General features: G+C 64.4%; 33 protein-coding genes. 13 read left to right on the top strand and 20 right to left on the bottom strand.

The window, feature by feature from the left end:
• Positions 1 to 42 precede the first annotated feature (42 nt).
• The 3 genes from ACQY7X_RS07040 to hslV form a co-directional block, all read right to left on the bottom strand.
• Positions 43 to 1,254 carry a diguanylate cyclase gene (locus tag ACQY7X_RS07040; RefSeq protein ID WP_428249146.1) on the bottom strand — a complete coding sequence of 404 codons (1,212 nt, stop codon included), beginning with the start codon at positions 1,252 to 1,254 and terminating at the stop codon, positions 43 to 45.
• A 240-nt stretch (positions 1,255 to 1,494) separates the two neighbouring features.
• The gene (gene hslU, locus ACQY7X_RS07035; RefSeq protein WP_428249145.1) at positions 1,495 to 2,811 is read right to left on the bottom strand and encodes an ATP-dependent protease ATPase subunit HslU; all 1,317 of its coding nucleotides are present in this window, start codon (positions 2,809 to 2,811) and stop codon (positions 1,495 to 1,497) included.
• A complete protein-coding gene (gene hslV / locus ACQY7X_RS07030; RefSeq protein WP_428249144.1) occupies positions 2,808 to 3,365 on the bottom strand; it encodes an ATP-dependent protease subunit HslV in 558 nt (185 codons plus the stop codon). Before hslV ends, hslU begins: the two co-directional genes overlap by 4 nt.
• Positions 3,366 to 3,673: 308 nt before the next feature.
• Here hslV and ACQY7X_RS07025 point away from each other — a divergent pair, with 308 nt between their 5' ends.
• The 3 genes from ACQY7X_RS07025 (at position 3,674) to ACQY7X_RS07015 (ending at position 5,316) form a co-directional block, all read left to right on the top strand.
• A complete protein-coding gene (locus tag ACQY7X_RS07025; RefSeq protein ID WP_428249143.1) occupies positions 3,674 to 4,540 on the top strand; it encodes a hypothetical protein in 867 nt (288 codons plus the stop codon).
• Positions 4,541 to 4,784: 244 nt separating this feature from the next.
• Positions 4,785 to 4,994: a cold-shock protein gene (locus ACQY7X_RS07020; RefSeq protein WP_428249142.1), complete on the top strand. Its 210-nt coding sequence runs from the start codon at positions 4,785 to 4,787 to the stop codon at positions 4,992 to 4,994.
• A 124-nt stretch (positions 4,995 to 5,118) separates the two neighbouring features.
• The gene (locus ACQY7X_RS07015; protein WP_428249141.1) at positions 5,119 to 5,316 is read left to right on the top strand and encodes a hypothetical protein; all 198 of its coding nucleotides are present in this window, start codon (positions 5,119 to 5,121) and stop codon (positions 5,314 to 5,316) included.
• A gap of 74 nt (positions 5,317 to 5,390) precedes the next feature.
• Here the strand turns inward: ACQY7X_RS07015 and ACQY7X_RS07010 are convergent, their stop codons facing one another.
• Positions 5,391 to 6,491 carry an autotransporter outer membrane beta-barrel domain-containing protein gene (locus ACQY7X_RS07010; protein WP_428249140.1) on the bottom strand — a complete coding sequence of 367 codons (1,101 nt, stop codon included), beginning with the start codon at positions 6,489 to 6,491 and terminating at the stop codon, positions 5,391 to 5,393.
• Positions 6,492 to 6,707: 216 nt separating this feature from the next.
• Positions 6,708 to 7,178 (bottom strand): helix-turn-helix domain-containing protein, encoded by a 471-nt coding sequence (locus ACQY7X_RS07005; RefSeq protein WP_428249139.1) that lies wholly within the window; start codon positions 7,176 to 7,178, stop codon positions 6,708 to 6,710.
• 450 nt (positions 7,179 to 7,628) lie between these two features.
• Here ACQY7X_RS07005 and hisB point away from each other — a divergent pair, with 450 nt between their 5' ends.
• The 8 genes from hisB to ACQY7X_RS06965 are packed head-to-tail and all read left to right on the top strand — an operon-like array spanning position 7,629 to position 12,182.
• Complete coding sequence (gene hisB / locus ACQY7X_RS07000) at positions 7,629 to 8,222, top strand: imidazoleglycerol-phosphate dehydratase HisB (protein WP_428249138.1); 594 nt, start codon at positions 7,629 to 7,631, stop codon at positions 8,220 to 8,222.
• 7 nt (positions 8,223 to 8,229) lie between these two features.
• Positions 8,230 to 8,709: a DUF2628 domain-containing protein gene (locus ACQY7X_RS06995; RefSeq protein ID WP_428249137.1), complete on the top strand. Its 480-nt coding sequence runs from the start codon at positions 8,230 to 8,232 to the stop codon at positions 8,707 to 8,709.
• A 2-nt stretch (positions 8,710 to 8,711) separates the two neighbouring features.
• Positions 8,712 to 9,353, top strand: a complete 642-nt coding sequence (hisH, locus tag ACQY7X_RS06990) for an imidazole glycerol phosphate synthase subunit HisH (protein ID WP_428249136.1) — start codon at positions 8,712 to 8,714, stop codon at positions 9,351 to 9,353.
• The gene (locus ACQY7X_RS06985) at positions 9,350 to 9,880 is read left to right on the top strand and encodes an N-acetyltransferase family protein (RefSeq protein WP_428249135.1); all 531 of its coding nucleotides are present in this window, start codon (positions 9,350 to 9,352) and stop codon (positions 9,878 to 9,880) included. The genes hisH and ACQY7X_RS06985 overlap by 4 nt, the downstream gene beginning before the upstream one ends.
• On the top strand, positions 9,877 to 10,626 hold the full coding sequence (hisA, locus tag ACQY7X_RS06980; RefSeq protein ID WP_428249134.1) for a 1-(5-phosphoribosyl)-5-[(5-phosphoribosylamino)methylideneamino]imidazole-4-carboxamide isomerase: 750 nt from the start codon (positions 9,877 to 9,879) through the stop codon (positions 10,624 to 10,626). Before ACQY7X_RS06985 ends, hisA begins: the two co-directional genes overlap by 4 nt.
• Complete coding sequence (gene hisF / locus ACQY7X_RS06975) at positions 10,623 to 11,387, top strand: imidazole glycerol phosphate synthase subunit HisF (RefSeq protein ID WP_428249133.1); 765 nt, start codon at positions 10,623 to 10,625, stop codon at positions 11,385 to 11,387. The genes hisA and hisF overlap by 4 nt, the downstream gene beginning before the upstream one ends.
• A 50-nt stretch (positions 11,388 to 11,437) precedes the next feature.
• Positions 11,438 to 11,770 carry a phosphoribosyl-ATP diphosphatase gene (locus tag ACQY7X_RS06970; RefSeq protein WP_428250040.1) on the top strand — a complete coding sequence of 111 codons (333 nt, stop codon included), beginning with the start codon at positions 11,438 to 11,440 and terminating at the stop codon, positions 11,768 to 11,770.
• Between the two features lie 40 nt (positions 11,771 to 11,810).
• Positions 11,811 to 12,182 (top strand): histidine triad nucleotide-binding protein, encoded by a 372-nt coding sequence (locus ACQY7X_RS06965; protein ID WP_428249132.1) that lies wholly within the window; start codon positions 11,811 to 11,813, stop codon positions 12,180 to 12,182.
• A gap of 240 nt (positions 12,183 to 12,422) precedes the next feature.
• Here ACQY7X_RS06965 and ACQY7X_RS06960 read toward each other — a convergent pair whose 3' ends face one another.
• The 3 genes from ACQY7X_RS06960 to ACQY7X_RS06950 form a co-directional block, all read right to left on the bottom strand.
• On the bottom strand, positions 12,423 to 12,602 hold the full coding sequence (locus ACQY7X_RS06960; RefSeq protein WP_428249131.1) for a hypothetical protein: 180 nt from the start codon (positions 12,600 to 12,602) through the stop codon (positions 12,423 to 12,425).
• Positions 12,603 to 12,794: 192 nt separating this feature from the next.
• Positions 12,795 to 13,544 carry a creatininase family protein gene (locus tag ACQY7X_RS06955; protein WP_428249130.1) on the bottom strand — a complete coding sequence of 250 codons (750 nt, stop codon included), beginning with the start codon at positions 13,542 to 13,544 and terminating at the stop codon, positions 12,795 to 12,797.
• A gap of 69 nt (positions 13,545 to 13,613) precedes the next feature.
• Positions 13,614 to 15,755, bottom strand: coding sequence for a methyl-accepting chemotaxis protein (locus tag ACQY7X_RS06950; protein WP_428249129.1), 2,142 nt, complete (start codon positions 15,753 to 15,755; stop codon positions 13,614 to 13,616).
• Positions 15,756 to 16,169: 414 nt separating this feature from the next.
• On the opposite strand from ACQY7X_RS06950, the gene rpsD reads away from it, so the two are divergent.
• On the top strand, positions 16,170 to 16,784 hold the full coding sequence (gene rpsD, locus ACQY7X_RS06945) for a 30S ribosomal protein S4 (RefSeq protein ID WP_428249128.1): 615 nt from the start codon (positions 16,170 to 16,172) through the stop codon (positions 16,782 to 16,784).
• A gap of 79 nt (positions 16,785 to 16,863) precedes the next feature.
• Here the strand turns inward: rpsD and ACQY7X_RS06940 are convergent, their stop codons facing one another.
• Complete coding sequence (locus ACQY7X_RS06940; RefSeq protein ID WP_428249127.1) at positions 16,864 to 17,280, bottom strand: winged helix-turn-helix transcriptional regulator; 417 nt, start codon at positions 17,278 to 17,280, stop codon at positions 16,864 to 16,866.
• A gap of 123 nt (positions 17,281 to 17,403) precedes the next feature.
• Between ACQY7X_RS06940 and ACQY7X_RS06935 the strand changes: the two genes are divergently transcribed.
• Entirely contained in the window at positions 17,404 to 17,985 is a 582-nt protein-coding gene (locus ACQY7X_RS06935; RefSeq protein ID WP_428249126.1) for a flavodoxin family protein, read from the top strand.
• A gap of 46 nt (positions 17,986 to 18,031) precedes the next feature.
• Here the strand turns inward: ACQY7X_RS06935 and ACQY7X_RS06930 are convergent, their stop codons facing one another.
• The 11 genes from ACQY7X_RS06930 to purC form a co-directional block, all read right to left on the bottom strand.
• Complete coding sequence (locus ACQY7X_RS06930; RefSeq protein WP_428249125.1) at positions 18,032 to 18,574, bottom strand: protoglobin domain-containing protein; 543 nt, start codon at positions 18,572 to 18,574, stop codon at positions 18,032 to 18,034.
• Positions 18,575 to 18,656: 82 nt separating this feature from the next.
• Positions 18,657 to 19,559 (bottom strand): carbon-nitrogen hydrolase family protein, encoded by a 903-nt coding sequence (locus ACQY7X_RS06925; protein ID WP_428249124.1) that lies wholly within the window; start codon positions 19,557 to 19,559, stop codon positions 18,657 to 18,659.
• Positions 19,556 to 20,152 carry a hypothetical protein gene (locus ACQY7X_RS06920; protein ID WP_428249123.1) on the bottom strand — a complete coding sequence of 199 codons (597 nt, stop codon included), beginning with the start codon at positions 20,150 to 20,152 and terminating at the stop codon, positions 19,556 to 19,558. The genes ACQY7X_RS06925 and ACQY7X_RS06920 overlap by 4 nt, the downstream gene beginning before the upstream one ends.
• 13 nt (positions 20,153 to 20,165) lie before the next feature.
• Entirely contained in the window at positions 20,166 to 20,579 is a 414-nt protein-coding gene (locus ACQY7X_RS06915) for a ketosteroid isomerase-related protein (protein ID WP_428249122.1), read from the bottom strand.
• Between the two features lie 31 nt (positions 20,580 to 20,610).
• Entirely contained in the window at positions 20,611 to 21,015 is a 405-nt protein-coding gene (locus ACQY7X_RS06910; protein WP_428249121.1) for a VOC family protein, read from the bottom strand.
• A 7-nt stretch (positions 21,016 to 21,022) separates the two neighbouring features.
• On the bottom strand, positions 21,023 to 21,361 hold the full coding sequence (grxD, locus tag ACQY7X_RS06905; protein ID WP_428249120.1) for a Grx4 family monothiol glutaredoxin: 339 nt from the start codon (positions 21,359 to 21,361) through the stop codon (positions 21,023 to 21,025).
• 33 nt (positions 21,362 to 21,394) lie between these two features.
• Positions 21,395 to 21,625: a BolA family transcriptional regulator gene (locus ACQY7X_RS06900; RefSeq protein ID WP_341978174.1), complete on the bottom strand. Its 231-nt coding sequence runs from the start codon at positions 21,623 to 21,625 to the stop codon at positions 21,395 to 21,397.
• A 30-nt stretch (positions 21,626 to 21,655) separates the two neighbouring features.
• Complete coding sequence (gene purL, locus ACQY7X_RS06895) at positions 21,656 to 23,818, bottom strand: phosphoribosylformylglycinamidine synthase subunit PurL (RefSeq protein WP_428250039.1); 2,163 nt, start codon at positions 23,816 to 23,818, stop codon at positions 21,656 to 21,658.
• 23 nt (positions 23,819 to 23,841) lie between these two features.
• A complete protein-coding gene (purQ, locus tag ACQY7X_RS06890) occupies positions 23,842 to 24,546 on the bottom strand; it encodes a phosphoribosylformylglycinamidine synthase subunit PurQ (protein WP_428249119.1) in 705 nt (234 codons plus the stop codon).
• Between the two features lie 47 nt (positions 24,547 to 24,593).
• Positions 24,594 to 24,848 (bottom strand): phosphoribosylformylglycinamidine synthase subunit PurS, encoded by a 255-nt coding sequence (gene purS, locus ACQY7X_RS06885; protein ID WP_341978178.1) that lies wholly within the window; start codon positions 24,846 to 24,848, stop codon positions 24,594 to 24,596.
• 82 nt (positions 24,849 to 24,930) lie between these two features.
• Positions 24,931 to 25,695, bottom strand: a complete 765-nt coding sequence (gene purC, locus ACQY7X_RS06880) for a phosphoribosylaminoimidazolesuccinocarboxamide synthase (RefSeq protein ID WP_428249118.1) — start codon at positions 25,693 to 25,695, stop codon at positions 24,931 to 24,933.
• Between the last annotated feature and the right edge of the window lie 123 nt (positions 25,696 to 25,818).

The following is a 25,818-nucleotide window of genomic DNA, read 5'->3' as shown; positions in this document are numbered from 1 at the left end:
CGAACTCTCCCTTTTTTGCGTTTTATGTTGAAGCCAGCTTGTTCATGTCGGCGCCAGGGCCACGCGGTTGCGGCCCTGCTGCTTGGCGGCATAGAGCGCCATGTCGGCGCGGCGCGTGATCTCCTCCGGCGTCTCGCTGGCCAAGGCTTCGGCGATGCCGAAACTGGCGCTCACCGGGATGGCGATGCCGTCCTCGGTAATCTCGGCCCGTGCCAGCCCGGCGCGCAGCTTCTCTGCCAGCATCAGCGCACCCTGGCTGCCGGTATTGGGCAGCAGCACGGCGAATTCCTCGCCGCCCAGCCGCGCCACCAGATCCGTCGAGCGGCAGCTGGCACGCGCGATCGCTGCCACCGCCACCAGCACGCGGTCACCGGCGGCATGGCCATGGCCATCGTTGATGCGCTTGAAATGGTCGATATCGAATACCACCAGCGACAGCGGCAGGCCGGTGCGGGCGCCGAGCGCCTGGAAATGCGCGAACTGCTCCATGAAGCGGCGGCGGTTGATCAGCCGGGTCAGCGCGTCGATGGTGGCGAGCGAATAGAGTTCGTTCATGTAACCGCTGATGCGCCGCACCAGCGGGCGGAACACGAACACCGCCTCGGCAATCAGCGCCAGCACGATGGCCACCAGCAACGCGATCTGGATATTGCGCAATTGCCGCACCGTCTCGCGCGTTTCGGCCTCATGGCGGGCCACGATCTCGTTCAGCTGATCCAGCAGCCGCCCGGTGGCGAGCTTGGTCAGGCGATGCAGCGCGGCTTCGATCTCGGCATCGTTGCGCAGGCTGGCGGCCACCAGCCGGGCATCGGCAAGAAACGCCTGGATGCTGGCATTGGCGCCTTGCGGCCCTTCGTAGAGCGCCAGCACGGCACGCGATGGCCGGTTCACGATGCCGAGTTCGGCATCGCCCTGCAGCAGGCCGCGATGCGAGCGCTCGAAAAGCTGCATGGCTTCCTGCAACAGCGTGCGGGCATCGCCATCGTCATGCAGCACCAGGGTATTGGCGGCCAGCGCGATGCGCTGCGACAGCATGCGCTGGCGCCCGGCGACATTGATGATGCTGGCGGCATCATTCTGCCGCGCGATCACGCTGTCGAGCAGCAGATGCAGGCAGAAGGCCAGCAGGGCGATGAAGGCCAGGCCGACGACATAGGAAAAAGTGATGCGGCGTGCCATGCCCTCTTCGGGCGAGCCTCCGCCGAGCCCGCCGGCGGCGGTGTTCGGCAGTCTGTCGAAGCCCTTGCGCGGCATGCCCCATACTACACCCCGCCTGGACGGGTCATGCAAGCCACCCGGCTGGTTGTTACCTCTCCAGCGTCATGGCCCGGTTCAGCCGGGCCATCCACGAGTTTTCCTTAATGGATTGAAACAATAGGAACTCGTGGATGCCCTGCCTGCGCAGGGCATGACGGTTTTTGTCAGCGGCTATTCCCGCAAAGCTATACCGGATAGTCATGGCCTGAAGCGGGCCATGACGTCTCTATTTTCCGATCACAGGATATACTTGCTCAGGTCGGTGTTGCGGGTCAGCTCGCCGATGCGGTCGGTGACATAGGCGGCATCGATCCGCACCACCTGGCCGGGATGGTCGCTGGCGGTGTAGCTGATTTCCTCCACCACCCGCTCCAGGATTGTATGCAGCCGGCGGGCGCCGATATTTTCCACGCCCTCGTTAACCTGCGCGGCATACTCGGCGATGGCGTCGATGGCATCGGTGGTGAAATCCAGCGTCACCTGCTCGGTGCCCAGCAGGGCGATATACTGCTTCAGCAGGCTGGCTTCCGGCTCGGTCAGGATGCGCTTGAAATCCTCCGCCGTCAGGCCCTTCAGTTCCACCCGGATCGGCAGGCGGCCCTGCAATTCCGGCAGCAGGTCGGAAGGCTTGGCGATGTGGAAGGCGCCCGAGGCGATGAACAGCACATGGTCGGTCTTCACCGGGCCATGCTTGGTGGAAACCGTGGTGCCCTCGATCAGCGGCAGCAGGTCGCGCTGCACGCCCTCGCGGGAAACATCGCCGCCGCCGCGATATTCGCTGCGGGCGCAGATCTTGTCGATCTCGTCGATGAACACGATGCCGTTCTGCTCCACGGCGGTGATGGCTTCCTTCACCACATGCTCCTGGTCCAGCAGCTTGTCGCTTTCCTCGGCGATCAGCAGGCGCATGGCATCGGCAACAGTAGTCTTGCGCGGCTTGCGGCGGGCGCCGCCCAAAGCCTTGCCCAGCATGTCCTGCAGGTTGGCCATGCCCATCTGGGCGCCGGGCATGCCTGGAATCTCGAACATCGGCAGGCCGCCGCCGCCGCCATCGGCCAGCTCGATCTCGATCTCGCGCTTGTCGAGTTCGCCCTCGCGCAGCAGCTTGCGGAATTTCTGCCGCGTCTCGACGCTGGCCTTGTCGCCGACCAGGGTATCCAGCAGGCGTTCCTCGGCGGCCAGTTCGGCGCGCGCCTGCACATCCTTGCGGCGGCGCTCGCGCACCATGGCGATGCCGACTTCCAGCAGGTCGCGCACGATCTGCTCGACATCGCGGCCGACATAGCCGACCTCGGTGAACTTGGTGGCTTCCACCTTGATGAAGGGGGCGCCGGCCAGCCGCGCCAGGCGGCGCGAAATCTCGGTCTTGCCGACGCCGGTGGGGCCGATCATCAGGATATTCTTCGGCAGCACTTCCTCGCGCAAAGCCTCGGGCAATTGCTGGCGGCGCCAGCGGTTGCGCAGGGCCACCGCCACCGCCTTCTTGGCCTCGCCCTGGCCGACGATGTAGCGGTCCAGTTCGGAAACGATCTCACGCGGTGAAAACGAGGTCATAGCTTTTCCACCGTCACGTTGCGGTTGGTGTAGACGCAGATATCGGCGGCGATATCGAGCGCGCGGCGCGCGATGCTTTCGGCATCCATGTCGTCGCGGTCTTTCAGCGCGCGGGCGGCGGCCAGCGCGTAATTGCCGCCGGAGCCGATGCCGACAATGCCGTCTTCCGGCTCCAGCACGTCGCCATTGCCGGTCAGTACCAGCAGGCTCTTGGCATCGGCCACGATCATCATGGCTTCCAGGCGGCGCAGGTAGCGGTCGGTGCGCCAGTCCTTGGCCAGTTCAACGGCGGCCTTCTCCAGATGATTGGGAAAACGCTCCAGCTTGCTTTCCAGCCGTTCCAGCAGGGTGAAGGCATCGGCGGTGGCGCCGGCAAACCCGGCCAGCACGGCACCGCCGGCGCCGATGCGGCGCACCTTGCGTGCATTGCCCTTGATCACCGTCTGGCCCAGGCTGACCTGGCCGTCACCGGCCACCACCACCTGGCCGCCCTTGCGCACCGCCACGATGGTGGTGCCATGCCAGGAGGCGGGGGAATTGCTGTCGTCGCGCATGGGGCTCCTTACACACTGGCGATGAAGGCCTTGATGTAGGGGGGCAAGGCCCCGGCTGCAAGCGGCTGTTTCCAGCTCCGCCGGGCCGGCAGCACCCGGGCCGGTTGGGCAGGGTGGAATTCCCATGAAAGTTGCGGAAACTTTGGCAGGATACCCCGCTGCGCGCTAACATCCTGATTCAAAAAATATTTCGCGCCTTGACGTAGAGACAGCGATTGCCCGCCGGGGTGGCGTCGGCTTACTGTTGTTGATGCGCAGCTTACAGCCTGTGCTGGCCAGGGATGGCTTTCAGGAATGGGTTTTCCGGGATGAGCTATCTGATCGATCCGGCTGGCAAATGGTGGCGCTGGCCGTCGCTGGCCCTGGCGGCAAAGTTCGGCCGCGATGCCGCCGATATCGATATTCCGGCCTATGCGCTGCGCAATCTCGGCTATGTCTGGCTGATCCACCAGCCGGAAGCCAGCTTTCTGCAATTCCGCGCCGGCATGCTGTCGCCGCAGCAGATCGAGGTGCTGCGCCCGGTGCTGCGGGAGGCGCGGCCCGGCCGCCCGGTGGCGCTGGTCTATTTCGCTTCGGGCTGGACCGAGGAAATCCATGGCGAGTGCGCCGTCCTGGAAAACCGCCTCGGCCAGCTGGCTGCCTTGCGCGAGCCGCGCCAGCGCGATCTGTTCATCCGCCACAATCATGCGCAGGAAGAATGGCAGCGCCGCGCCGCCGCCGGCCTCACCAGGCTGCATGCGCTATGGCGCGAGCAGGGCGGCCGTCTGGGGCCGCGCGTGCGGGAATTCCTGCGCTCAAGCGGGCTTGAGCACCGCACCGTGACGGTGGGCCGGCCGGCCGAGCGCGCGCCGCTGCATGTGCTGCATACCGGCAACGACTTCACGCTCTACGACAGCTTCATGATGGACCGCCTCACCGGCCGGCCGCTGGCCGAACAGCCCGACCGCGCCTATGGCGCCTGGGTGGCCGGCGCCTATCAAGCCATTGAGCAGAACGGCGCGCCGACGCTGGATGACATCGATGCCATCGTCGAGGCGCCGGACCACGATCCGCGCCGCCGCCGCTATCAGCGCCTGATCCTGCCCTGGCATGACGAGGATGGCGTGGCGCGTCTCACCGGCACATCATTGCTGAAAAGCGATCTCGCGATCCCGTTCGATCTGGCAAGTGCGTGAGGCCTTTGGGTATCAGGCCGGGCGGCGTGCTTTCACAGCGTCGGCCAGATTGACCTTGTAATCACGCGCTATAAGGCCTATGTAACAAGGCATCGATCTTGTTGACGAATTTTGTTTCTGCGTCTCGGCTTTATCTATTTGCCCCGGCGTTCTGACGATCTCTCCTCCCAATGTCGAATATGTCGCAACGTCTGGCACGCAGTCAGACGGCGATCCCTCACGTCGATTTGAAAGGAAAATCGTCATGACCACCGGAACCGTAAAGTTTTTCAACGCCACCAAGGGCTTCGGCTTCATCCAGCAGGATAATGGCCAGCCGGATGTGTTCGTGCATATCTCGGCCGTCGAGCGCGCCGGCATGCGTGGCCTCAACGAAGGCCAGAAGGTCAACTTCGAGGTCGTGATCGACCGCCGCAACGGCAAGAGCGCCGCTGAGAACCTGCAGGCGGCCTGATGCGCCTCGGCCCGTGACGGAAGTCGCGGGCCTGTTGCATCTGATGCTTGAATAGAATGAAAAGGCCGAGATGATCGGCCTTTTTGTTTTTCTACCGGGATGTTTTTCGCGAAGGAGCCTGACCATGGATCACCTGTCCAAGACGAAGCTTTTCAAACCGGTGCCGACGCGTACCGAGTCGACCCGCGACACCACATCCAGGGTTGCCAGGGAAATCATCGACAGTGAGCTTGGCGCGCAGCAGGCCAAAACCGACCGCCTGCGCGCCGCGCGGCTGGCCCGTGAACAGGCGCAGCAAATGGCGGCCAGGCTGGCGAAGTAGCTAGACCGTTTCGCGCAAACGAAAAGGGCCAGACCTTGCGGTCTGGCCCTTCGCTTTAAGCTGAAGCCTGTGGCTTAGAAGGTGGTGCGCAGGCGGGCCAGCACGGTCCAGACATCGAGGTCCTGGCGGCCGGCCGTGAGATAGGCGGCTTCCACATTGCCCGAGATCGAGTTCGAGCCGAAGAAGTTGATGCCGAGGCCGAGCTGGGCGCCGAGCTTGTCGTCATTCGAGAAGGTGCCGTTGCCGATGGCCACCGGCGCGTTCTTCTCGAAGTCGTATTCGCCAACCACCTTCACATACGGCATCACGTTGTTGAAGGCGTAGCCGACATTGCCGCCAAACGACAGGCGGCCCAGCTTGGTGGTGGCCGTACCCACCGCAGTGCCGTTCGATTCGGTGTAGGCGTCGCTCTTCTCTTCGAGATACATCACGCCAACGGTGGGCAGGAAGCGCCAGCGACCGGCGGCGTAAGCGCCGTTCAGGTTGCCCGAAACGAACCAGCGTTCCGCGTCATAGGAGCCGCGGATCGTGTTGTTGGTGCGGGTCACGTCGTAGTTCAGCATGCCGTAGCCGCCCGAAGCATCGAAGCTCCAGGTGTTGTTCAGCTTGAAGCCGAAATACGGGATGATCGAGAGACCGTCCGACTTGGTGCTGCCGGTGTTGAAGGTGGTGGTCAGGTCGAGGTTCTCATAACTCAGCGAGAGGCCGATCAGGGCGCGGTCGCTCAGCTTGTAGTCGATACCGCCAACCAGGTTATAGACGTTGCCGTCCATCTGCAGGCCAGCCTGGCTGTTCTCGATCGAGGCATAGCTGCCCTGCATCCAGGCGCCGAACTTCTTGTCGGCGGAACCGGCCGCGCGGCCGGAATCGCGCTGACCCAGAGAGCTGGTCGGACCCGGAGTAGCGCCGCCGCTCGGCGAGAAGCCGCCGCCGCCGCCGCCCGGCGAGAAGCCGCCACCGCCGCCGCCAGTGAAGCCGCCAAAGCCGCCCGAGAGGGCACCGCCGATGGCGCCGCTGATCAGGCTGGCGGTCTGCGCCGAGGCGATCGGCGCGGCGACGGCAGTCACCGCCTGGTTCGCCACGCTACCCGAGTTGGAGACGTCGGAAGCGGCAAAGGCCGGTGCGGCAGCCATGAGGCCGGAAACGGCCAGGCCAAGAACGAGTTTGCGGATCACGAAATCCCCCAATGAAAACGGCCAAGCATGTGGAACCCGGCCAGACGGCTTACCCTGATACTAAAATTACGGGTGAAACCGGGGGGCGGTCAAGCGCCTTTCAGCGGATTTAGGTCAACTTGATCAATGGAATATTCACTATTTCGCAAAAACGAATCGGGCCGGCACCGTTTGAGGCGCCAGCCCGCATGAGTAGTGGCCTGGATCAGGCCGGGATTAATCGTTGATGCCGGGGGCCGGGATTCCAGGGGCTTGGCCGGCTTCGGCTTCCTCGCCCTCACCATAAGAATGGGCGGCGGCCTTGATCAGCTGGAAAATCCGGTCGCGCACCACGCCATCGGAGATGCGGCCGAAATTGCGCACCAGTTCCAGTGCCTGGCGCCGCGAAACCGGTGAACGCTCCTGGTCGATCTCGCCTGGAGCGGCGATTTCGCCGCCGGGCTGCGCCTGCTGGTCGATGCCCGGCATGTCCTCGAAGAAATAGGACGGCGGCACATTGAGAATCTGGGAGAACTGCTGCAGCCGGCTGGCGCCGATGCGGTTCAGGCCCTTCTCGTATTTCTGGATCTGCTGGAAGCTCAGGCTCACCGCGTGGCCGAGGCGCTCCTGGCTGAAACCGGCCAGGGTGCGGCAGGCGCGGAGCCGGGCGCCGACATGGGCATCATAGGGGTTCGGTTTGCGCATCATGGTCTCGCCTCCACTCCTTAAAGGGTAAGCCATCAGCCGGGGTAGGCGCCGGCAATGGGCTGGGACAGTAGCCAGCTTCGGCTGCCGGGTCACCGCCAAGTCGTCAGACGGGCGGAAAACCGGAATTAGCGACTGTGAGATGCAGAACACACCCAAGTCATGCAACCGACGCTGTACGTTAGATGGGGGTATCCTAGTCCAACCGCAATCTCCCGGAACCTAAAAATTCGGTCATAACCCCGTCATAAGCGATTAATAACAGACGGTTATTTTACCCTGCGACGACAGGCCGCAGGCAGCATGGCAGTTGGCCCTGGCGGTGGCGGCAATGCTGCCGGTAGGGCGATAAGTGCGTGCTGGCAGGTGCGGACGCTTCCTGCTATACCGCGCGGCGAGCGAATGGGCCCGGCGACCGCTTGTGTCCGCCGCCCGAGCCTTAAGGAGAGCAGCATGGCCGAGCGCAAGGCCAGCGTGGCGCGCAAGACCAAGGAAACCGAGATCGCGGTCAGCCTCAACCTGGATGGCACCGGCAAATATGCCGTCTCCACCGGGGTCGGCTTCCTCGATCACATGCTGGAACAGCTTTCCCGCCACAGCCTGATCGACCTTGAAGTCCAGGCCAGGGGCGATATCCATATCGACTTTCATCACATCACCGAGGATACCGGCATCGCCATCGGGCAATGCGTGGCCCAGGCTTTGGGCGACCGCGCCGGCATCCAGCGTTACGGCGAGGCGACCATCCCGATGGACGAGACGCTGACCCGTGTCGCGCTCGATGCCTCGAACCGGCCGTATCTGATCTGGAAGGTGAATTTCAGCCGCCCGAAGCTCGGCGATTTCGATACCGAGCTGTTCAAGGAATGGTTCCAGGCCTTCGCGCAGAATGCCGGCCTGACGCTGCATGTGGAAAATCTCTACGGCGAGAATAACCACCATATCGTCGAGAGCTGCTACAAGGCGCTGGCCCGCGCCTTGCGCCAGGCGATCAGCGCCGATCCGCGCAGCCCCCACGCCATCCCTTCCACCAAGGGTACGCTCTGAGGCGGCAATGGTTTTTTTCACCGTCCATGAGCGTCCTGGGGCTTCCACCGGCGGCGATGATATCCGGCTGATTGCCTCGCGCTTCAGCTGGGGCGCGGCCCTGCTGACGCCGTTCTGGCTGATCTGGCACCGGCTCTGGCTTGGCCTGCTCGGCTATCTGCTGCTGATGCTGCCGCTCGGCGTGCTGCTGGAAATGATCGATATCGCCGATCCCGCCGATCTGGCCATCGGTGCGGCGCTGGCCTATCTGTTCGGTTGCAGTGGTGCCGGCTTGCGCCGCTGGACGCTGGAGCGCGGCGGCTGGACGCTGGTGGTCGTGGTCGCGGCGGCGGATGAACTGGAGGCCGAGTTGCGCTATCGCCACGCTGCCGAAGATCACAGGGCCGAATACAGTCGTCCTGTGGCGGCCCCGGTAAGTGCAGTGACCACCGTGCCAGTGCCGATGAATGCGGGCGGTTCGTTCTCCGCGTTACCGAGGTTGATCTGACCATGCGCGTCGCCCTGATCGATTACGGCTCCGGCAACCTGCGCTCGGCAGCGAAAGCCATTGAGCGCGCCGCGCGCGACAATGCGCTGCCGCTGGAGTTGAGCGTCACCGACAAGGTGGCCGATGTTGCCGCCGCCGACCGCATCGTGCTGCCCGGTGTCGGCGCCTTCGCCGATTGCTATGCCGGCCTCGCCGCGCTGCCTGGCATGATCGATGCGCTGAACCGTGAAGTGCATGAGCACAAGAAGCCGTTCCTCGGCATCTGCGTCGGCATGCAGCTGATGGCCAGTGTGGGCCGCGAATATGGCGAGCATAACGGCCTCGACTGGATCGGCGGCGCGGTCGAGATCATGCAGCCCGCCGATCCCGCCTTGAAGATTCCGCATATGGGCTGGAACCAGCTGCAGCTGCTGCGGCCGCATCCGGTGCTCGATGGCATCAAGGATGGCGACCATGCCTATTTCGTCCATTCCTATGCCTTCAGCCCGGCGGATCCCGCCGATCTGCTGGCCAATGTCGACTATGGCGGCGCGGTAACGGCGATGCTCGGCCGCGCCAACATGGTCGGCACGCAATTCCATCCCGAGAAGAGCCAGGCCACCGGCCTGCGCCTGCTCGCCAACTTCCTGCGCTGGACGCCATGAACACGCAGCCGATCACCCGCGTCGAACAGGTCACGGCTCTCTCGGAAGAAGCCATCGACGAACTCTGCGCTGCTGCCGAGAAGGCGATCCTGGATGGCAGCGGCTTCGGCTGGCTCAGCGTGCCGTCGCGCCATGTGCTGGAGAAATACTGGCGCGGCGTGCTGCTGATGCCGCAGCGCGATCTGTTCGTGGCCCGGCTGGATGGCGCCATTGTCGGCTCGACGCAGCTTTTGCGCCCGCCGCCGAATAACGAAGCCCAGGCCCATGCGGTGCAGCTCACTACCTTCTTCATCGCGCCCTGGGCGCGCGGCCATGGCCTGGCGCGCGGCCTGCTGGCGGCGGTGGAGGCGGCGGCGCTGAAGCAGGGTTACATGCAGGTGGATGTGGACATGCGCGCCACCCAGAGCGCGGCGACGCAGCTGGCCGAGGATTGCGGTTTCGTGCGCTGGGGCGAGAAGCCGCATTACGCCATGGTGAACGGCGCCTCGGTGCCGGGCTATTTCTACAGCAAGCGGCTGGTGCCATGAATCTCTATCCCGCCATCGATCTCAAGAACGGCGCCTGCGTGCGGCTCGAACAGGGCGACATGGCGCGCGCCACGGTGTTCAACACCGATCCCGCCGCCCAGGCGGCGGCATGGCAGGCGGCCGGCTTCAACTGGCTGCATCTGGTCGATCTCGATGGCGCCTTTGCCGGCAAGCCGATGAACGCTGCCGCGGTGCGCGCCATCCGCCAGGCGATCAGCCTGCCGATCCAGCTTGGTGGCGGCATCCGCGATGAAGCCACCATCGAAGCCTGGCTTGATGCCGGCATCACCCGCGTCATCCTCGGCACCATCGCGGTGCGCGATCCGGATTTGGTGAAGCGCGCGGCGAAACGCTGGCCGGGCAAGGTCGTTGTCGGCATCGATGCGCGCGGCGGCCAGGTTGCCGTGGAAGGCTGGGCGGAAGCCAGCGAACTCGCCGCCACCGATCTGGCGCGGCGCTTTGTCGATGCCGGTGTCGCCGCCATCGTCTACACCGATATCGACCGCGACGGGCTGCTGAAAGGTGTCAATGTCGAAGCCACCGCCGCGCTGGCGCGTGCCGTGCCGATCCCGGTGATCGCCTCGGGCGGCGTTGCCGGGGTGGAAGACATCGAGAAGCTGAAGGCCGCCAGTTTGATGAATGGGGGTGCGCCAATCGATGGTGCCATCCTCGGCCGCGCGCTCTATGCCGGCCGCATCGATCCGGCGGCTGCCCTCAAGATCGCCGCCCGTGGAGTGGCGGCATGAGCCTCAAGGTCCGCGTCATCCCCTGCCTCGACGTGAAGGATGGCCGCGTCGTCAAGGGCGTCAATTTCGTCAACCTGCGCGATGCCGGTGATCCGGTGGAGCAGGCAGCGCTCTATGATGCCGCCGGCGCTGATGAACTCACCTTCCTCGACATCACGGCGTCGTCCGATGCCCGCGATACATTGTTCGATGTGGTGGCGCGCACGGCGGAACGCTGCTTCATGCCGCTCACCGTCGGCGGCGGCGTGCGCGCGGTGGAAGATGTGCGCAAGCTGCTGCTGGCCGGTGCCGACAAGGCCTCGATCAATACCGCCGCCGTCAACCGCCCGGATTTCGTGCGCGAGGCAGCCGAGAAATTCGGCAGCCAGTGCATCGTCGTTGCCATCGATGCGCGGGCGACGGCGCCGGGCAAGTGGGAAGTCTTCACCCATGGCGGCCGCAATGCCACCGGGCTGGATGCGGTGGATTGGGCCAGGCGCATGGCCGAGTATGGCGCCGGCGAAATCCTGCTCACCTCGATGGACCGCGATGGCACCGAGAAGGGTTTCGACCTGGCGCTGACCCGCGCCGTCTCCGATGCTGTGCGGGTGCCAGTGATCGCCTCGGGCGGCGTCGGCAATCTGGATCATTTCGTTGATGGCGTGCGCCAGGGCCATGCCTCGGCGGTGCTGGCGGCCTCGATTTTCCATTTCGGGCGATACAGTATTGCCCAGGCCAAGGCACATATGGCGGCAGCGGGCCTGCCGATGCGGATGGCCTAGGGCGCCTGGTCTAGAGTGGATGGCTTAAAGCGAGGGGCGGGATGAGCGAGATGGAAAAATCGGTGGCGGTGCTGGATCGGCTCTATGGCCTGATCCTCAGCCGCAAGGGCGGCGACCCCACAACCTCGCATACCGCCAAGCTGTTCTCGCGCGGCCGGGCCAAGATCGCGCAGAAGGTGGGCGAGGAAGCGGTGGAAACCGCGCTGGCTGCCGCAGCCCTCAACGACCGCGACGAAGTGATCGGCGAGAGCGCCGACCTGCTGTTCCACCTGCTGGTGCTGTGGGCCGATTGCGGCGTCACGCCCACCGAGGTCTGGGCCGAATTGCAGCGCCGCGAAGGCCAGTCCGGCGTCGACGAGAAGAAGTCGCGCCCCGCCAGCTAGACTTCAAAAAATAAGAAACCCCAGACCCCCGGAGGAAACCATGGCCAATTACGATCCCAACAACATATTCGCCCGCATCCTGCGCGGCGAGATTCCATGCAAGAAGGTGTATGAGACCCAGCATGCGCTGGCCTTCCATGACATCAACCCGCTGGCGCCGGTGCATGTGCTGGTGATCCCGAAAGGCGCCTATGCCGATTTCGATCACTTCACGGCCGCTGCCTCCGCAGAAGAGCAGGCCGATTACACCAAGGCGATCGGCGATACCGCGCGTCTGGTTGGTGCGGCGGAAGGCGGCTACCGCCTGGTGTCGAATTGCGGCGTCAACGCCAATCAGGAAGTGCCGCATCTGCACATGCATATCTTCGGCGGCCGCCAGCTCGGCCGCATGCTGAAGCGCGAAGGCGAGTAGGGTTTCCCTATTCGTCATGGCCCGGCTTGGCCGGGCCATCCACGAGTCGGCTTTTTAAATAAAATGCGTCATGCCCGCGAAAGCGGGCATGCCATTATGTAACGTAAATAGGACCCTCTGTAAGCGCGCGAACGCCAAAGGCGTTCGTGGGCGCACAGGCCCGAAGGGCTGGCGCGAGGGTGACGTGTTTTCGGGTGGAAGCCTCGTGACCTTGGCTTGTGCGGTCGGTGGCCAATCCGGTCAGTTGCCGCCGAGGCGGCCCTGTTCCAGCAGGCTCTGGCGCTGGCGCGCCATCAGGGCGACCAGCTTGGTTTCCTCGACGCCGTCGCGCCGCATCACCGCCTTGGTGATCGGATCGGCCAGCATGTCCTTGAGGCTCGGTTCACGCAGGGTGCCGTCGCTGTAGAAGTCCATTGCCATATCCGCCTCCTCTGTCGGCCAAGCCAACCTTGGCCTTGCTCTCTTCCTGTGCGGAGGGAATTAGCGCGCACACGCGGCAAGGCCATGACCAGAATGGGGCGATTCCGAGGCAAGCGGTAAATTTGTGTTAGCGGATGTTACCGCCGTCACACCGTTTCAGCCTGCAACGCAGGTGCAGCACGCGCCAGCGTTTTATGGCGCGGCAACAAAGGCGCGGTAGGCGCTGGCCAGTTCGGGCACCACGGCGTCCATGATGCGCTTGCCATCGGCGGCGCTGGCCAGGCCGGGATTGGAGCCGATGCGGCCATCGGGGAAGCGGCGGCGGTAATCGGCGGCATCGGTGAAGCGGCCCGATGGCGCCACCGGCGGATCCAGCACGGCCTGCTTGATCGCTTCCGGGTAGGCGTGGAAGGTCACGGAAACCTCGCTCGGCGTGGCATGGCTGCCTTCCTGGGCGCCATAGAGTTCACGCGAAAGCTGCCGCGCCGCGCCGGCATCGTACCAGTTTTGCAAGGTGCAGCGCAGACCAGGGGTGTTGGGCAGGCCGGGTTGGAGCGAGGCCTCGGCGTAGATTTCCGAGAAGGCGGCGGTGACGGTGGCGACATTGCCGCCATGGCCGTTGAGGAAGAAGAAGCGCTCGAAGCCGTGCACGCGCAGCGATTGCACCATGTCGCGGATCACCGCGATGAGCGTGGAGGGCCTGAGCGTCATCGAGCCGGAAAAGCCGAGATGATGCTGCGCCATGCCCACCGCGATGGTCGGCGCCACCAGGGCATCAGCCGCCTCGCCCACTGCCTTGGCGAAAACCTCGGCGCAGATCGCATCGGTGCCGATCAGGCCATTGGGGCCATGCTGCTCGGTGGAGCCGATCGGGATGATGATGCCGCGCGACTTTTCCAGCCGTGCTTCGACTTCGGCCCAGGTGCAGAGATGCAGCAGCATGCGGATTCCTCTGGCGATTCAGGAACCCGCATTCAACGCGGCACGTCTCCGGCTGTCGAGGCTTGAGGCTTAGAATTCCTTCCAGTCGTCTTCATCAGCGCCTGGGCCTGGGCCTGGGCCTGGGGCAGGCGGCGGAGGCGCCTTGGCCGCCGGTTTCATGGCGGCCACCGGTTTCGCTGCGGCGGCGGGCTTGGGCGCTGCGGGTTTCACAGGTGTGGGTTTCGCTGGCGCAGGCTTCACCGCCACCGCCACCGGGGCTGCTGCTGCCATGCGCGGCGCATCGCTGCCGCCGAGCTTGAAGAACGACACGGCATCGGCGAGTTCGCGCGCCTGCCCGGCCAGCGCCTGGGCGGCGGCGGAGGTTTCCTCCACCAGGGCAGAGTTGCGCTGGGTCATCTCGTCCATGTTGCCGACGGCGGTATTGACCTGATCCAGACCGGTGGCCTGTTCGGCCGAAGCGGCAGCGATTTCGGCGACGATATCCGAGACTTTCTTGATCGCGGCGACGATCTCGCCGAGCTGGCTGCCGGCCTGGCTGGCCAGCCCGACGCCGTTCTTGACCTGGCCGTTGGACTGGCTGATCAGCGCCTTGATCTCGCGCGAGGCATTGGCCGAACGCTGCGCCAGCGCCCGCACTTCCTGCGCGACGACGGCGAAACCTTTCCCGGCCTCGCCGGCGCGGGCGGCCTCGACCGAGGCATTCAGTGCCAGCAGGTTGGTCTGGAACGCAATCTCGTCGATCAGGCCGACAATGTCGGAAATCTTGCCGGCACTCTGCTCGATGCCGCTCATCGCCTCCACCGTGCTGGCGACGACGCGGCCGCCCTGCTCGGCGGTATCGCGCGCCGTGCTGGCCAGCTGGTTTGCCGCCTGGGCGTTATCCGCGTTCTGCTTCACCGTGGTGGTGATCTGCTGCATCGAGGCGGCGGTTTCTTCCAGGCTGGCGGCCTGGCTTTCCGTGCGCTGCGCCAGATCCTGGCTGCCGGTGGAGATTTCGGCGGAAGCGTTCTGCACCTGGTGCGCCGTTTCGTTGAGGCGGCGGGCGAGCTGGCGCAGGGTGTCGCCGGTGGTGTTGGTGCTGTCCTTGAGGCGACCGAATACGCCCTGGTAATTGCCGGTGATGGTATTGGAGAGGTCGCCGCGCGCCAGGCCGCCCATCACGCCATCCAGTTCGCGCATCATGGTGCCGAGCGTGCCGGAGAGTTCGTTGAGCTGCTGGCTCAGGCGCAGCAGGAAGCCGTCCTTGTCGGCGGTTTCGAGCTTGCTGTCGAGGTCGCCGGCCACCACGCGGCCGCAGAGATCGGCGATTTCGGCGGCCGCCTTGGCTTCGCGCGCCTCGCGTTCGGCGCGCTGGCGGTCGGCCTCGGCGCGTTCGGTGGCCAGCGCCGCATCGGCGCGTTGCTTCTCGATGATGTTGTCCTTGAACACCTGCATGGCACCGGCGACATCGCCGATCTCGTCGCCCCGGCCATTGCCGTAGATATCGACATCGACGCGGCCTTGGGCGAGGTCGCGCAGATTCTGCACCGCGCGGCCGATCGGCCCGGCGATACCGGCGCGGCCGATCAGGAAGCCGATCAGCAGGCTGCCGGCCACCGCCGCCGAAAGCGTGATCATCAGGGTGCGCTGGGTCGTCTCGGCGAGCGCATGAGCCTCGCGCGATAGGCTATCCGCGCGCTTGTCGGAATAGTCGATGAATTGCCGCAACGGCTGCTCGAAGCGGTCGGCGAAGACCACGCTGGATACCGCCTCGGCCACCAGGGCGGCCTGGGCCTCGGCCGGTGGCAGCTTGCCGATCACCTCGCGCGCCCTGGCGAAGGTGGTGGCCAGTTCGCGGCTGTAGGACTGGTACTGGGTGTCGATCTCGGCCAGCAGCCGGGTCTGTTCGGCATCGGGATTCTTGCGCATCTCGGCCAGGCGCTCGCGGAAGGCCTTTTCCTCGTCCTGCACCCGCTGGCCCATCACCTGCAGGTTTTCCGGGGTCGGCTGCGCGGCGATGCGGAATTCGCCCCGGCTCATGCGCAGCATGTTCTGGCCCGAGCGCGCCGCCGTGGTGGCGACGCTGCTGGCGGTGCCGGCAGCATCTTCCAGCTCGGTCAGGGCGATCAGGCCGCGGATGGCGATAACGCCGAGCGTGGCGGTGGCCGCCGCCATCAGCAGCACCAGGGCCATTACCTTGTAGAGAATCCGCCAGTTGCCGAATGACAGCATATTTCACCCCCCTGCCTAAAAATTCGGCCATTTCTGGCCGTGCGGCTGTGATCGCCGCCGCCCAGTATGCCACCGCCGATGCGTCAGCGGAGCGGCGTTTGCGCAAAATTTATGTTGTATTCCAATGCCTTCTAAGGTTGTGCCAGTATCTGGCATTGTGACTGGCGATTGTTGCCGGAAAGATTTTAATCTTCTGGTTGCGCCACGCCCTGCCTCCATATGCCCTGCTTTATGTGCCGCCGCATCGCGTCCCGCCGGGCTGAAGCGGGCGGTCGAATCCGGTCTTGACGACGGGTGTTCAATCCTTATGATGCGCCCGCCCTCCCCGCTCCCCTCAAGCGGGGCGATTGGCATTCCTTGCATGGAACGGGTCGTCGTGGCTGCCGTCCGCCCATGCGCCGATCAGGATCACCTATGACAAAACGTATTGAGTCCAAGTACAAGATTAACCGCCGCCTGAACGAGAACCTGTGGGGCCGCGCCAAGAGCCCGATCAACAAGCGCGCCTATCCGCCGGGTCAGCATGGCCAGAAGCGCAAGAAGCCGACCGATTACGGCGTGCAGCTGATGGCGAAGCAGCGGCTCAAGGGCTACTACGGCAACATCACCGAGAAGCAGTTCCGCCGCGCTTATTTCGAGGCCATCCGCCGCCGTGGCGATACCTCGGAGAATTTGATCGGCCTGCTTGAGCGTCGCCTCGACGCCGTGGTCTACCGCATGAAGCTGGTGCCGACCGTGTTCGCGGCGCGTCAGTTCATCAACCATGGTCATGTGCTGGTCAACGGCCGCCGCTGCAACATCGCCTCGATGCAGATCAAGGTGGGCGATGTGATCGAAGTGCGCGGCAAGGGCAAGGACATGCTGCTGGTGCAGGAAGCCCTGGCTTCCACCGAGCGTGACGTGCCGGACTACATCGATATGGACAAGGCCAAGCTGCGCGCCACCTTCACCCGTGTGCCGCTGCTCGCCGACGTGCCGTATCCGGTGAAGATGGAACCGAACCTCGTGGTCGAGTTCTACTCGCGCTAATCATTCCGGGCTGTTCGCAGTCCAAACGAAAAGGCCGCCCAACCGGGCGGCCTTTTTTGTTGCTTGGCAACGCTTGAGCCTACTCCGCCGCCTTGGCGGTGGCTTCGGCGTCTTCTTCCCGGCGCCAGCGGATGGCGATATCGGCCAGGGTTTGCAGCACGCCGTTCAGTTCCTCGCCGCGCCCGGCCAGGCTATAGGTGACCTGCGGCGGGATCGTCGCTTCATAGGCGCGATGCACCAGCCCATGCTGCTCCAGCATGCGCAGCCGCTCGGTCAGCACCTTGGCCGAGACGCCCGGCACCAGGCGCTTGAGCGCGCCGAAGCGGGTCGGGCCTTCATTGCGCAGCACCCAGAGAATGTAGGTGGTCCAGGGGCCCATCAGCAGCCGCAGCAGCTGGTCCATCGGGCAGGCCAAGCGGTCATTGGCATCCTTTTCCGGCGCATATTTCTGTGCGTCCTGAATCTGCTTAGCCGTGATGCGCTGGGACGGGTGCATGGCTTACCACTCCCTCACCTGGTTACTAAAAGGTACCTACTTTACTATTGCAACGGGCTTGCTATGTCAATGCTGGTTACTTCGAGTAACTATTCTAGCAAATGACTCCCAGGAGAGCCTGTCATGACGGCGATTGCCATTGTTTATCATAGTGGTTACGGCCACACCCAGCGCCAGGCCGAGGCCGTGGCCGAGGGCGTGAATGCCGTGCCGGGTGCCAAGGCCCTGCTGGTGCCGGTGGCCGAGGCGGAAGCCAACGAGGCGGCGCTGAACGCGGCTGACGCGATCATCTTCGGTGCCCCGACCTATATGGGCTCGGTCTCGGCGCCGTTCAAAACTTTCATGGACTGGTCGTCGAAGGCGTGGTTCGGCCAGGCCTGGAAGGACAAGCTGGCCGCCGGCTTCACCAATTCGGCCTCGCAGTCGGGCGACAAGTTCAACACCCTGGTGCAGCTCGCTACCTATGCCGCCCAGCATGGCATGCTCTGGGTCAGCCTCGGCCTGCTGCCGGGCAACAACAATTCCAAGGGCAGCCCGGATGACCTCAACCGGCTGGGCGGCTTCCTCGGCGCGCTGGCGCAGTCGAATGCCGATGAAGGCCCGGACAAGGGGCCGAGCCGGAGCGACCTCGCCACCGCGCGCCATCTCGGCCAGCGCGTTGCCGAGCAGGCCAAGCTGCGCGGTACGCTGAAGCAGGCGGCGTAAAGTCAAAACAGCCCGCGCGGCGTAATCGTCGCGCGGGTTCCGCTGGTCAGGTGGCTTCGCCGCCCAGCAGGCTGTCGACCATGAAGGCGGTGAGCGCCAGCGACATGTCCAGATTCACCACCCGGGTGATCGAGGAGGCGGCCGCGGCCATGTCGCTGCCCTTGTATTCGGTGGCGACCAGGCGCAGCAGGTCGCCAAGGAAGAAATTGTAGCCGGCCATGTAAAGCGGCGGCGGCACCTTGGCGCGGTAATGCGCATGGCCGATGCCGAGCGCATTGACCAGATACTCGTGGTCAAAGCGGCAATCGAACACCATGTCCCAATGCGATTGCTGGCGATGGCGCAGCTTCACGGTGTCATGCTTGGCCAGGATTGCCTTGCCTTCCGGGAAACGCTGCACGAAATCATAGAAGCGGCCGGTGATGCCGTTCAGATGCTGATGCAGGATCGGCCTTACCAGCCGCAGGTTGTCGCGGGTCAGCGGCGTGATGCCGAAACGCAACAGGCGTTGCGGCAGGTTCACCTTTTCGGCCAGGTCGCCGACGGCACTCCCCCAGGCCTTATATGCGTCACTGTTATGCTCACTCATGCCCCACCCCTGGCATGGCGACAAGTATACACAGAAGTATCGACCGGGAGAATAAATTTTACACTCAATACTACTTTTAGTTCTAAATGGGCATGAAGCTGGCGGTGGAGACTTTCAGGTCCGGCTGGTGCTGCATTGCCCAGTCGCGCCGGGTGAATACCTGGGCATTGGCGCGCGCCGCTGCCAAGGCAGCGAAATCAAGTGTCGCATAGGTCCAGCCCGGCTTGTCGGTTTCGCCCAAGGCCAGCACGCCATCATCGGGGAAGCCGCGATCCGGCGTGGCATAGATGCCGGCCTGGCCGCGATTGATATCCACTGCCGGCGACCAGCGCGCCTCGCCCACGGTCTGCGCCACGCCCAGGTAGATCTGGCTTTCCAGCGCCCGGGCGCGGGCGCCGACATGCACGCGGTGCAGGCCGGCCAGCGTATCGGTGCAGGAGGGCGCCAGCACCAGATCGGCGCCGGCTTCCGCCAGGGCGCGGGTGATCAGCGGGAATTCCACATCGTAGCAGACCGCGACGCCGAAGCGGCAGCCAAGCCCGGTATCGAACACGTTCAGGCCGCTGCCGCTCTGGATGATCCATTCCTCGCGCTCGAAGCGGGTCATCTGGCGCTTGTCCTGCCACGCCATGGCGCCATCGGGCGCAAACACATGGGCGCGGTTGACGAAGCTGTTGTCCGGCTGGCGCACCGGAAAACTGGAAGCAACGATGGTGACGCGATGCTGCCGTGCCAGGGCTGCATGATGCGCCAGGTAATCGGGCAGGAATGCCTGCAGCGCCGCGATCTGGCCCAGCAGGTCGGCCTGCAGCTCTGTCGAGAGCAGCGAGGCCAGTTCCATGGCGCCGTATTCCGGGAACAGCAGCAGCTTTGCGCCATTTCCGGCCGCTTCACTCACCCAGGCATCCAGCTTGGCGCGCCAGGCGGCAAGATCGGCGAACTGGCCGATGGGATATTGCGAACAGGCGATGCGCAAGCTGGTCATGCCGGCAGCTCGCGCATCCAGTAGACCATCGGCTTCGGCGTCTGCTCAGTGTCGCCGATATCCTTCCAGGAGAAGCTCGATACCAGATCGGGGCGTTTGGCATAGCCGCGCTTGCCCCAGAAGCTATCCAGCGGCACATAGTCGGCTGGCTTCAGCGGATGGTCGGCGGGGCGCTGCACGCCGCAGAAACAGCAGAGGCGCTTGCCATGCAGGCGCGCGGCGGCTTCGCGCTCGTTGAAAAAGCCGACACCGATGCCGTGGCCGCGATACTGTTTCAGCAGCACGGATTCGCCGAAATAGAAGATCGGCTTGAGGTCCATGCCGGCGGCGCGGAACGGCGCCTGCACATAATCCACTTCCTCTTCCAGCGCCAGCGCGGTGGCCGCGCCCACCGCCTGCTCGCCATCCAGCGCCACCACGATGGTGCCGGTTTTCGCCCGCGCATAGCGTTCGAGATACTGGCGCTCGTAGCTGAAATCGCCTTCATAGAGATAGGGCCAGTCGCGGAACACGGTGATGCGCAGCCGCGCCAGGTCATCCAGCCGCGTGCGCAGAGTCTCGCCGTGCAGTCGCTCGATGCGGATCGCCGCCATCGCCTTATGCCCCTCAGGCCGCCCCGACCTGGCGCAGCCAGTCCTGCAGATTATAGTAGTTGGAAATGCGCGCGACCTTGCCGCCCTTGATCTCGAAGAAAGCGCCGGCGGGCAGGCGATACTTTTGCCCCGTGGCTTCCGGCAGGCCCTCATCGGTGGCCTTGTAGGTGCCGAGCACGATGAATTCGGCGGCGGCGCGGCTGCCATCGTCGTTCACGCTGATGCTGATCTCGACGATCTGCTCGGAATAGCTGCGGTCCATGCGTGCCAGGAAGCTGCGGAAGGCATCGCGGCCGATCTCGCGGCCGCCCTGGTTGATGTCATGCACCACGTCGTCGGTCAGCAGGCCGAGGAAACGCTCGATATCCAGCGCGTTGAAGGCGGCGTAATACTCGGCGAGCAGGGCCTTGGTGGTGGCAGCAGTCATCGGGAAAGCACTCCAAATGGTTTTGTGGCGTTCAACCGCCCTTGAATTCAATCACGTTGCCGTCGGGATCGGGGAAATACAGCGACGGGCCTTCGCCTTCGTTGCCGAAACGCTGGCGGGCCGGATCGGTGCTGATGCCGTGGCTGGCGAGATGGCGGGTCAGTGCCGCCTCATCGAACGGCTCGATGCGCAGGCAGAGGTGATCGAGGTTGCGGCCCGGCTGATGCACCGGCTGGTCGCCGGGCTTATTCAACGGCCCGTTGGCATCGACGATATCGATGAGCTGGCCGCCGGCGCGTAAGTGCGTCAGGCCGAGCTTCGGCTGCTCATGCTCCAGGGTGCAGCCGACCACTTCCAGATAGAAGGCGATCAGGCGGGCCGGGTCGGCGCTGCGCAGCACGATATGATCGATGCCGCGCAGGGCAAAAGGCGGCATTGCCGCCTCAGGCAGCCTGATGCGCGATGCCCTTGTCGGCGAGCAGCTGCTGCAATTCGCCCGACTGGTACATCTCGCGCACGATGTCGCAGCCGCCGACGAATTCACCCTTCACATAAAGCTGCGGGATGGTCGGCCAGTCGGAGAATTCCTTGATGCCCTGGCGGATCGAGGGATCGGACAGCACGTCCACGCCCTTGAACTTGACGCCCAGGTGGGAGAGTACCTGCACCACCACGGCGGAGAAGCCGCATTGCGGGAAAACCGGCGTGCCCTTCATGAAGAGCACGATATCGTTGTCGGTGATGTCCTGCTTGATGCGCTCGGCAACATTCACGTCGGTCATCGGGGCAATCCTTCTTTCAAGGCGTCGGGTCTCTTAAGGAGTCTGGGTGGTCAGCGCCAGGGCATGAAGCTGGCCGCCCATGCGGCCCTTCAGCGCGGCATAGACCAGCTGGTGCTGCTTCACCCGGCTCAGGCCCGCGAAGGCGGCGGAGGTGACGGTGGCGGCGTAATGGTCGCCATCGCCGCGCAGATCATCGATCCGCACCACCGCATCGGGCAGCGCTTCCTTGATCATGCGCTCGATCTCGCTCGCATCCATTGCCATGGATCGGGTTCCTCTTGCTCAGCCGCCGGCTTATTCAGCCGCCTGGGCGTCCATGTAGGCCGGCAACCAGCCTTCATGGCGCTTGCGCAGGTCGGCCAAGGATATGGCGCCATGGCCGGCAATAGTCAATTCCGCACCGCCGGTAAGGCCCAGGCGCCGGGCCGGCACTTGGGCAGCCTTGGCAGCCGCGAGCAGGGTTTCGGCCCCTGCCGCCGGGCAGGTGACGATATAGCGCGCCTGATCCTCGCCGAAAGCAGCAGCAAAGGCGTCGCCTTCTGGCAGGGCAATGCTGGCGCCGATGCCGGAAGCCATGCCCATTTCTGCCAGGGCGACCACCAGGCCGCCATCGGACAGGTCATGCACCGCCGAAACCGAACCAGCCGTGATCTGGGCGCGGACGAAATCGCCGTTGCGGCGCTCGGCGGCCAGGTCGACCGGCGGCGGCGGGCCGTCTTCACGGCCGAGGATTTCGCGCAGGTAGATCGACTGGCCCAAATGCCCCTTGCTGTCGCCAAGCAGCAGCACGGCTTCGCCGGGCAGCTTGAAGGCAAGCGTTGCCATGGTCGCCACGTCGTCGAGCACGCCGACGCCGCCGATGGCCGGGGTCGGCAGGATGCCCTTGCCGTTGGTCTCGTTGTAGAGCGACACATTGCCGGACACGACTGGGTAATCCAGTGCCAGGCAGGCTTCGCGGATGCCCTGCACGGCGCCGACGAACTGCCCCATGATGTCGGGCCGCTCCGGGTTGCCGAAATTCATGTTGTCGGTGATCGCCAGCGGGCGGGCGCCCACGGCGGTGATATTGCGCCAGGTTTCGGCCACGGCCTGTTTGCCGCCTTCCACCGGATCGGCAAAGCAATAGCGCGGCGTGCAATCCACGCTCATCGCCAGCGCCTTCTTCGGATGATCCTGCACCCGCACGACAGCTGCGTCGCCGCCCGGAATCTGCGCCGTGTCGCCACGCACCAGGTGGTCATACTGCTCCCAGATCCAGCGCCGGCTGGCCATGTCGGGCGAGCCGATGATCTTGGTCAGCGCGGCGGTCAGGGTCATGGGATGGTTCACCGGGCCGAGGGCGTCACGCTTCGGCGTTGGCACCCACGGCCGGTCATACTCGGGCGAGGCTTGAGCAAGCGGATCAATCGGCAGGTCGCCGACCACTTCGCCGTTGAAGCGCAGCACCATGCGGCCGGTATCGGTCAGATGCCCGATCACGGCGAAATCCAGTTCCCACTTCTTGAAGATCGCCTCGGCCTGCGGCTCGGAGCCGGGCTTGAGGATGATCAGCATGCGCTCCTGGGATTCCGACAGCATGAACTCGAACGGCGTCATGCCGGTCTCGCGCGCCGGCACCTTGTCGAGATCGACATTGATGCCCATGCCGCCCTTCGACGCCATCTCGAAGCTGGATGATGTGAGGCCCGCCGCGCCCATATCCTGGATCGCGACGATGGCGTCGGTCGCCATCAGTTCGAGGCAGGCTTCAATGAGAAGCTTCTCGGTGAAGGGATCGCCGACCTGCACGGTGGGGCGCTTCTCTTCCGAATCATCGGTGAATTCAGCCGAGGCCATGGTGGCGCCATGGATGCCGTCGCGGCCGGTCTTGGAACCGACATAGACCACGGGATTGCCGAGGCCGGCGGCGGCTGAGTAGAAAATCTTATCCTGCCTGGCGAGGCCCACGGTCATCGCATTGACCAGGATGTTGCCGTTATAGCTGGGATGGAAATTCACTTCGCCGGCCACGGTGGGCACGCCGACGCAATTGCCGTAGCCGCCGATGCCATGCACCACGCCGGCCACCAGATGGCGCGTCTTGGGATGTTCCGGGGCGCCGAAGCGCAGCGCGTTCAGGTTGGCGACGGGCCGCGCGCCCATGGTGAACACATCGCGCAGGATGCCGCCCACGCCGGTCGCCGCACCCTGATAAGGCTCGATGAAGGACGGGTGGTTATGGCTTTCCATCTTGAAGATGGCGGCATCGCCATCGCCGATATCGATCACGCCGGCATTCTCGCCCGGGCCGCAGATCACCCAGGCCGCCTTGGTCGGCAGGGTTTTGAGCCACTTCTTCGAGGATTTGTAGGAGCAATGCTCCGACCACATCACCGAGAAAATGCCAAGCTCGACCTGGTTCGGCTCGCGGCCCATGATTTCGAGCACGCGGTCATATTCATCGGGCTTCAGGCCCATCAGGTCCTTGGGATAGGTCTTGCTCACGACGCAGCCCCCGTCAGATTCTGGGCCAAACCCTTGAACAGGCCAAAGCCATCCATGCCGCCACAAGCCGGGTCGGTGGCGTTTTCCGGGTGCGGCATCAGGCCCAGCACGTTGCGTTCCTTGTTGTAGATACCGGCGATGTTCTGCACCGAGCCGTTGAGGTTGGTTTCCGGCGCCACGTTGCCCAAGGCATCGGCATAGCGGAAGGCGATGCGGTCCTCGTCCTCCAGCCGCTTCAGCGTATCGGCATCGGCATTGTAGTTGCCGTCATGATGCGCCACCGGCACGCGGATGGTCTGGCCCTGGCGGTAGGCATTGGTGAACACGCTGTTGGTGGTCTCGATGCGCAGGTAGACGTCCTTGCATATGAACTTGAGACCGGCATTGCTCATCAGCACGCCCGGCAGCAGCCCGGCCTCGCAGGCGATCTGGAAACCGTTGCACACCGCCAGGATGCGGGTGCCCTGTTCGGCGCGGCGCTTCACTTCGCGCATCGCCGGCGAATGGGCCGCCATGGCGCCGCAGCGCAGGTAATCGCCATAGGAAAAGCCGCCCGGCAGCACGATCAGGTCCAGCTTGGGGAAATCGGCATCGCCATGCCAGATTTCCAGCGGCGGTGTGCCATTGGCGGCCTTGGTCAGCGCCATTTTCATGTCGCGGTCGCGGTTGGATCCGGGGAAGACGACGATGCCGGCTTTCATGCCCTGCACTCCTCGAAATAAAAGCACCCGCTTGCGCGGAGGCGGCCTCAGCCGATCAGTTCGACCGAGTAATTCTCGATCACGGTATTGGCGAGCAGCTTCTGCGCCATGTCCTTCACGGCAGCCTCGATTTCGGCTTTCGGCTTGCTCTTCAGCGGCTCGCCGATATCCAGCTCGATCAGCTTGCCCTGGCGCACTTCGGTAACGCCCTGGAAGCCGAGGCTGTGCAATGCCTGGCCGATGGCGCGGCCCTGGGGATCGAGCACGCCATTCTTCAGGCTAACATGAACGCGGGCTTTCATTCGGCCTAGATCCTTCTTCTGCAAAAAGTTGCGGCGGCCCATTGCTGTGGCCGCCGCTGGTCTCACGGCGTCTGCACGCCAGTTACTGCATGGTCTCGGGGCCCTTGATGTCCCTGGGTCCGCCTTCGGGCAGGATGCCGAGGCGGCGGGCGACTTCCTGATAGGCCTCGGCGACATTGCCGAGATCGCGGCGGAAGCGGTCCTTGTCCATCTTCTCGTTGGTCTTGACGTCCCAGAGCCGGGCACTGTCCGGGCTGATCTCGTCGGCCAGGATGATGCGCATGTCCTCGCCCTGCCACCAGCGGCCGAATTCTAGCTTGAAATCCACCAGGCGGATGCCGATGCCGAGGAACAGGCCGGTGAGGAAATCGTTCACCCGCAGCGCCAGATGCATCATTTCGTCGATTTCCTGCGGGCTGGCCCAGCCGAAGCAGGTGATATGCTCTTCCGACACCATCGGGTCGCCTAGCTCGTCATTCTTGTAATAGAACTCGACGATCGAACGCGGCAGGGTGGTGCCTTCGGCAACGCCGAGCCGGGTCGCCAGCGAACCGGCGGCGACATTGCGCACCACCACTTCCAGCGGCACGATCTCGACTTCCTTGATCAGCTGCTCGCGCATGTTCAACCGGCGCAGAAAATGCGTCGGGATGCCCACCTCGCCCAGCCGCGTCATCAGGTATTCCGAGATGCGGTTGTTGAGCACGCCCTTGCCGGTGATCGTGCCCTTCTTCTTGTTGTTGAAGGCGGTGGCGTCGTCCTTGAAATACTGCACCAGAGTGCCCGGCTCGGGACCTTCGAACAGGACCTTGGCCTTGCCCTCGTAAACCTGTCTGCGGCGGGTCATGGACCACCCGTTCGGTTGTTGGATAAAAAGGGGAGTGTTAGGCCGGATAGATAGCGCCAAAGCCCCGCCGCCGCAATGCGCCGGGGATAAGAGTTTGGCGCCCTTTCCGGCCAGCCTGCGGCA

This window comes from Ferrovibrio sp. (assembly GCF_965278975.1).
Taxonomy (GTDB): domain Bacteria; phylum Pseudomonadota; class Alphaproteobacteria; order Ferrovibrionales; family Ferrovibrionaceae; genus Ferrovibrio.
Note: the sequence above shows the minus strand (reverse complement) of the source record. Positions and strands in the feature narration are given on the sequence as shown.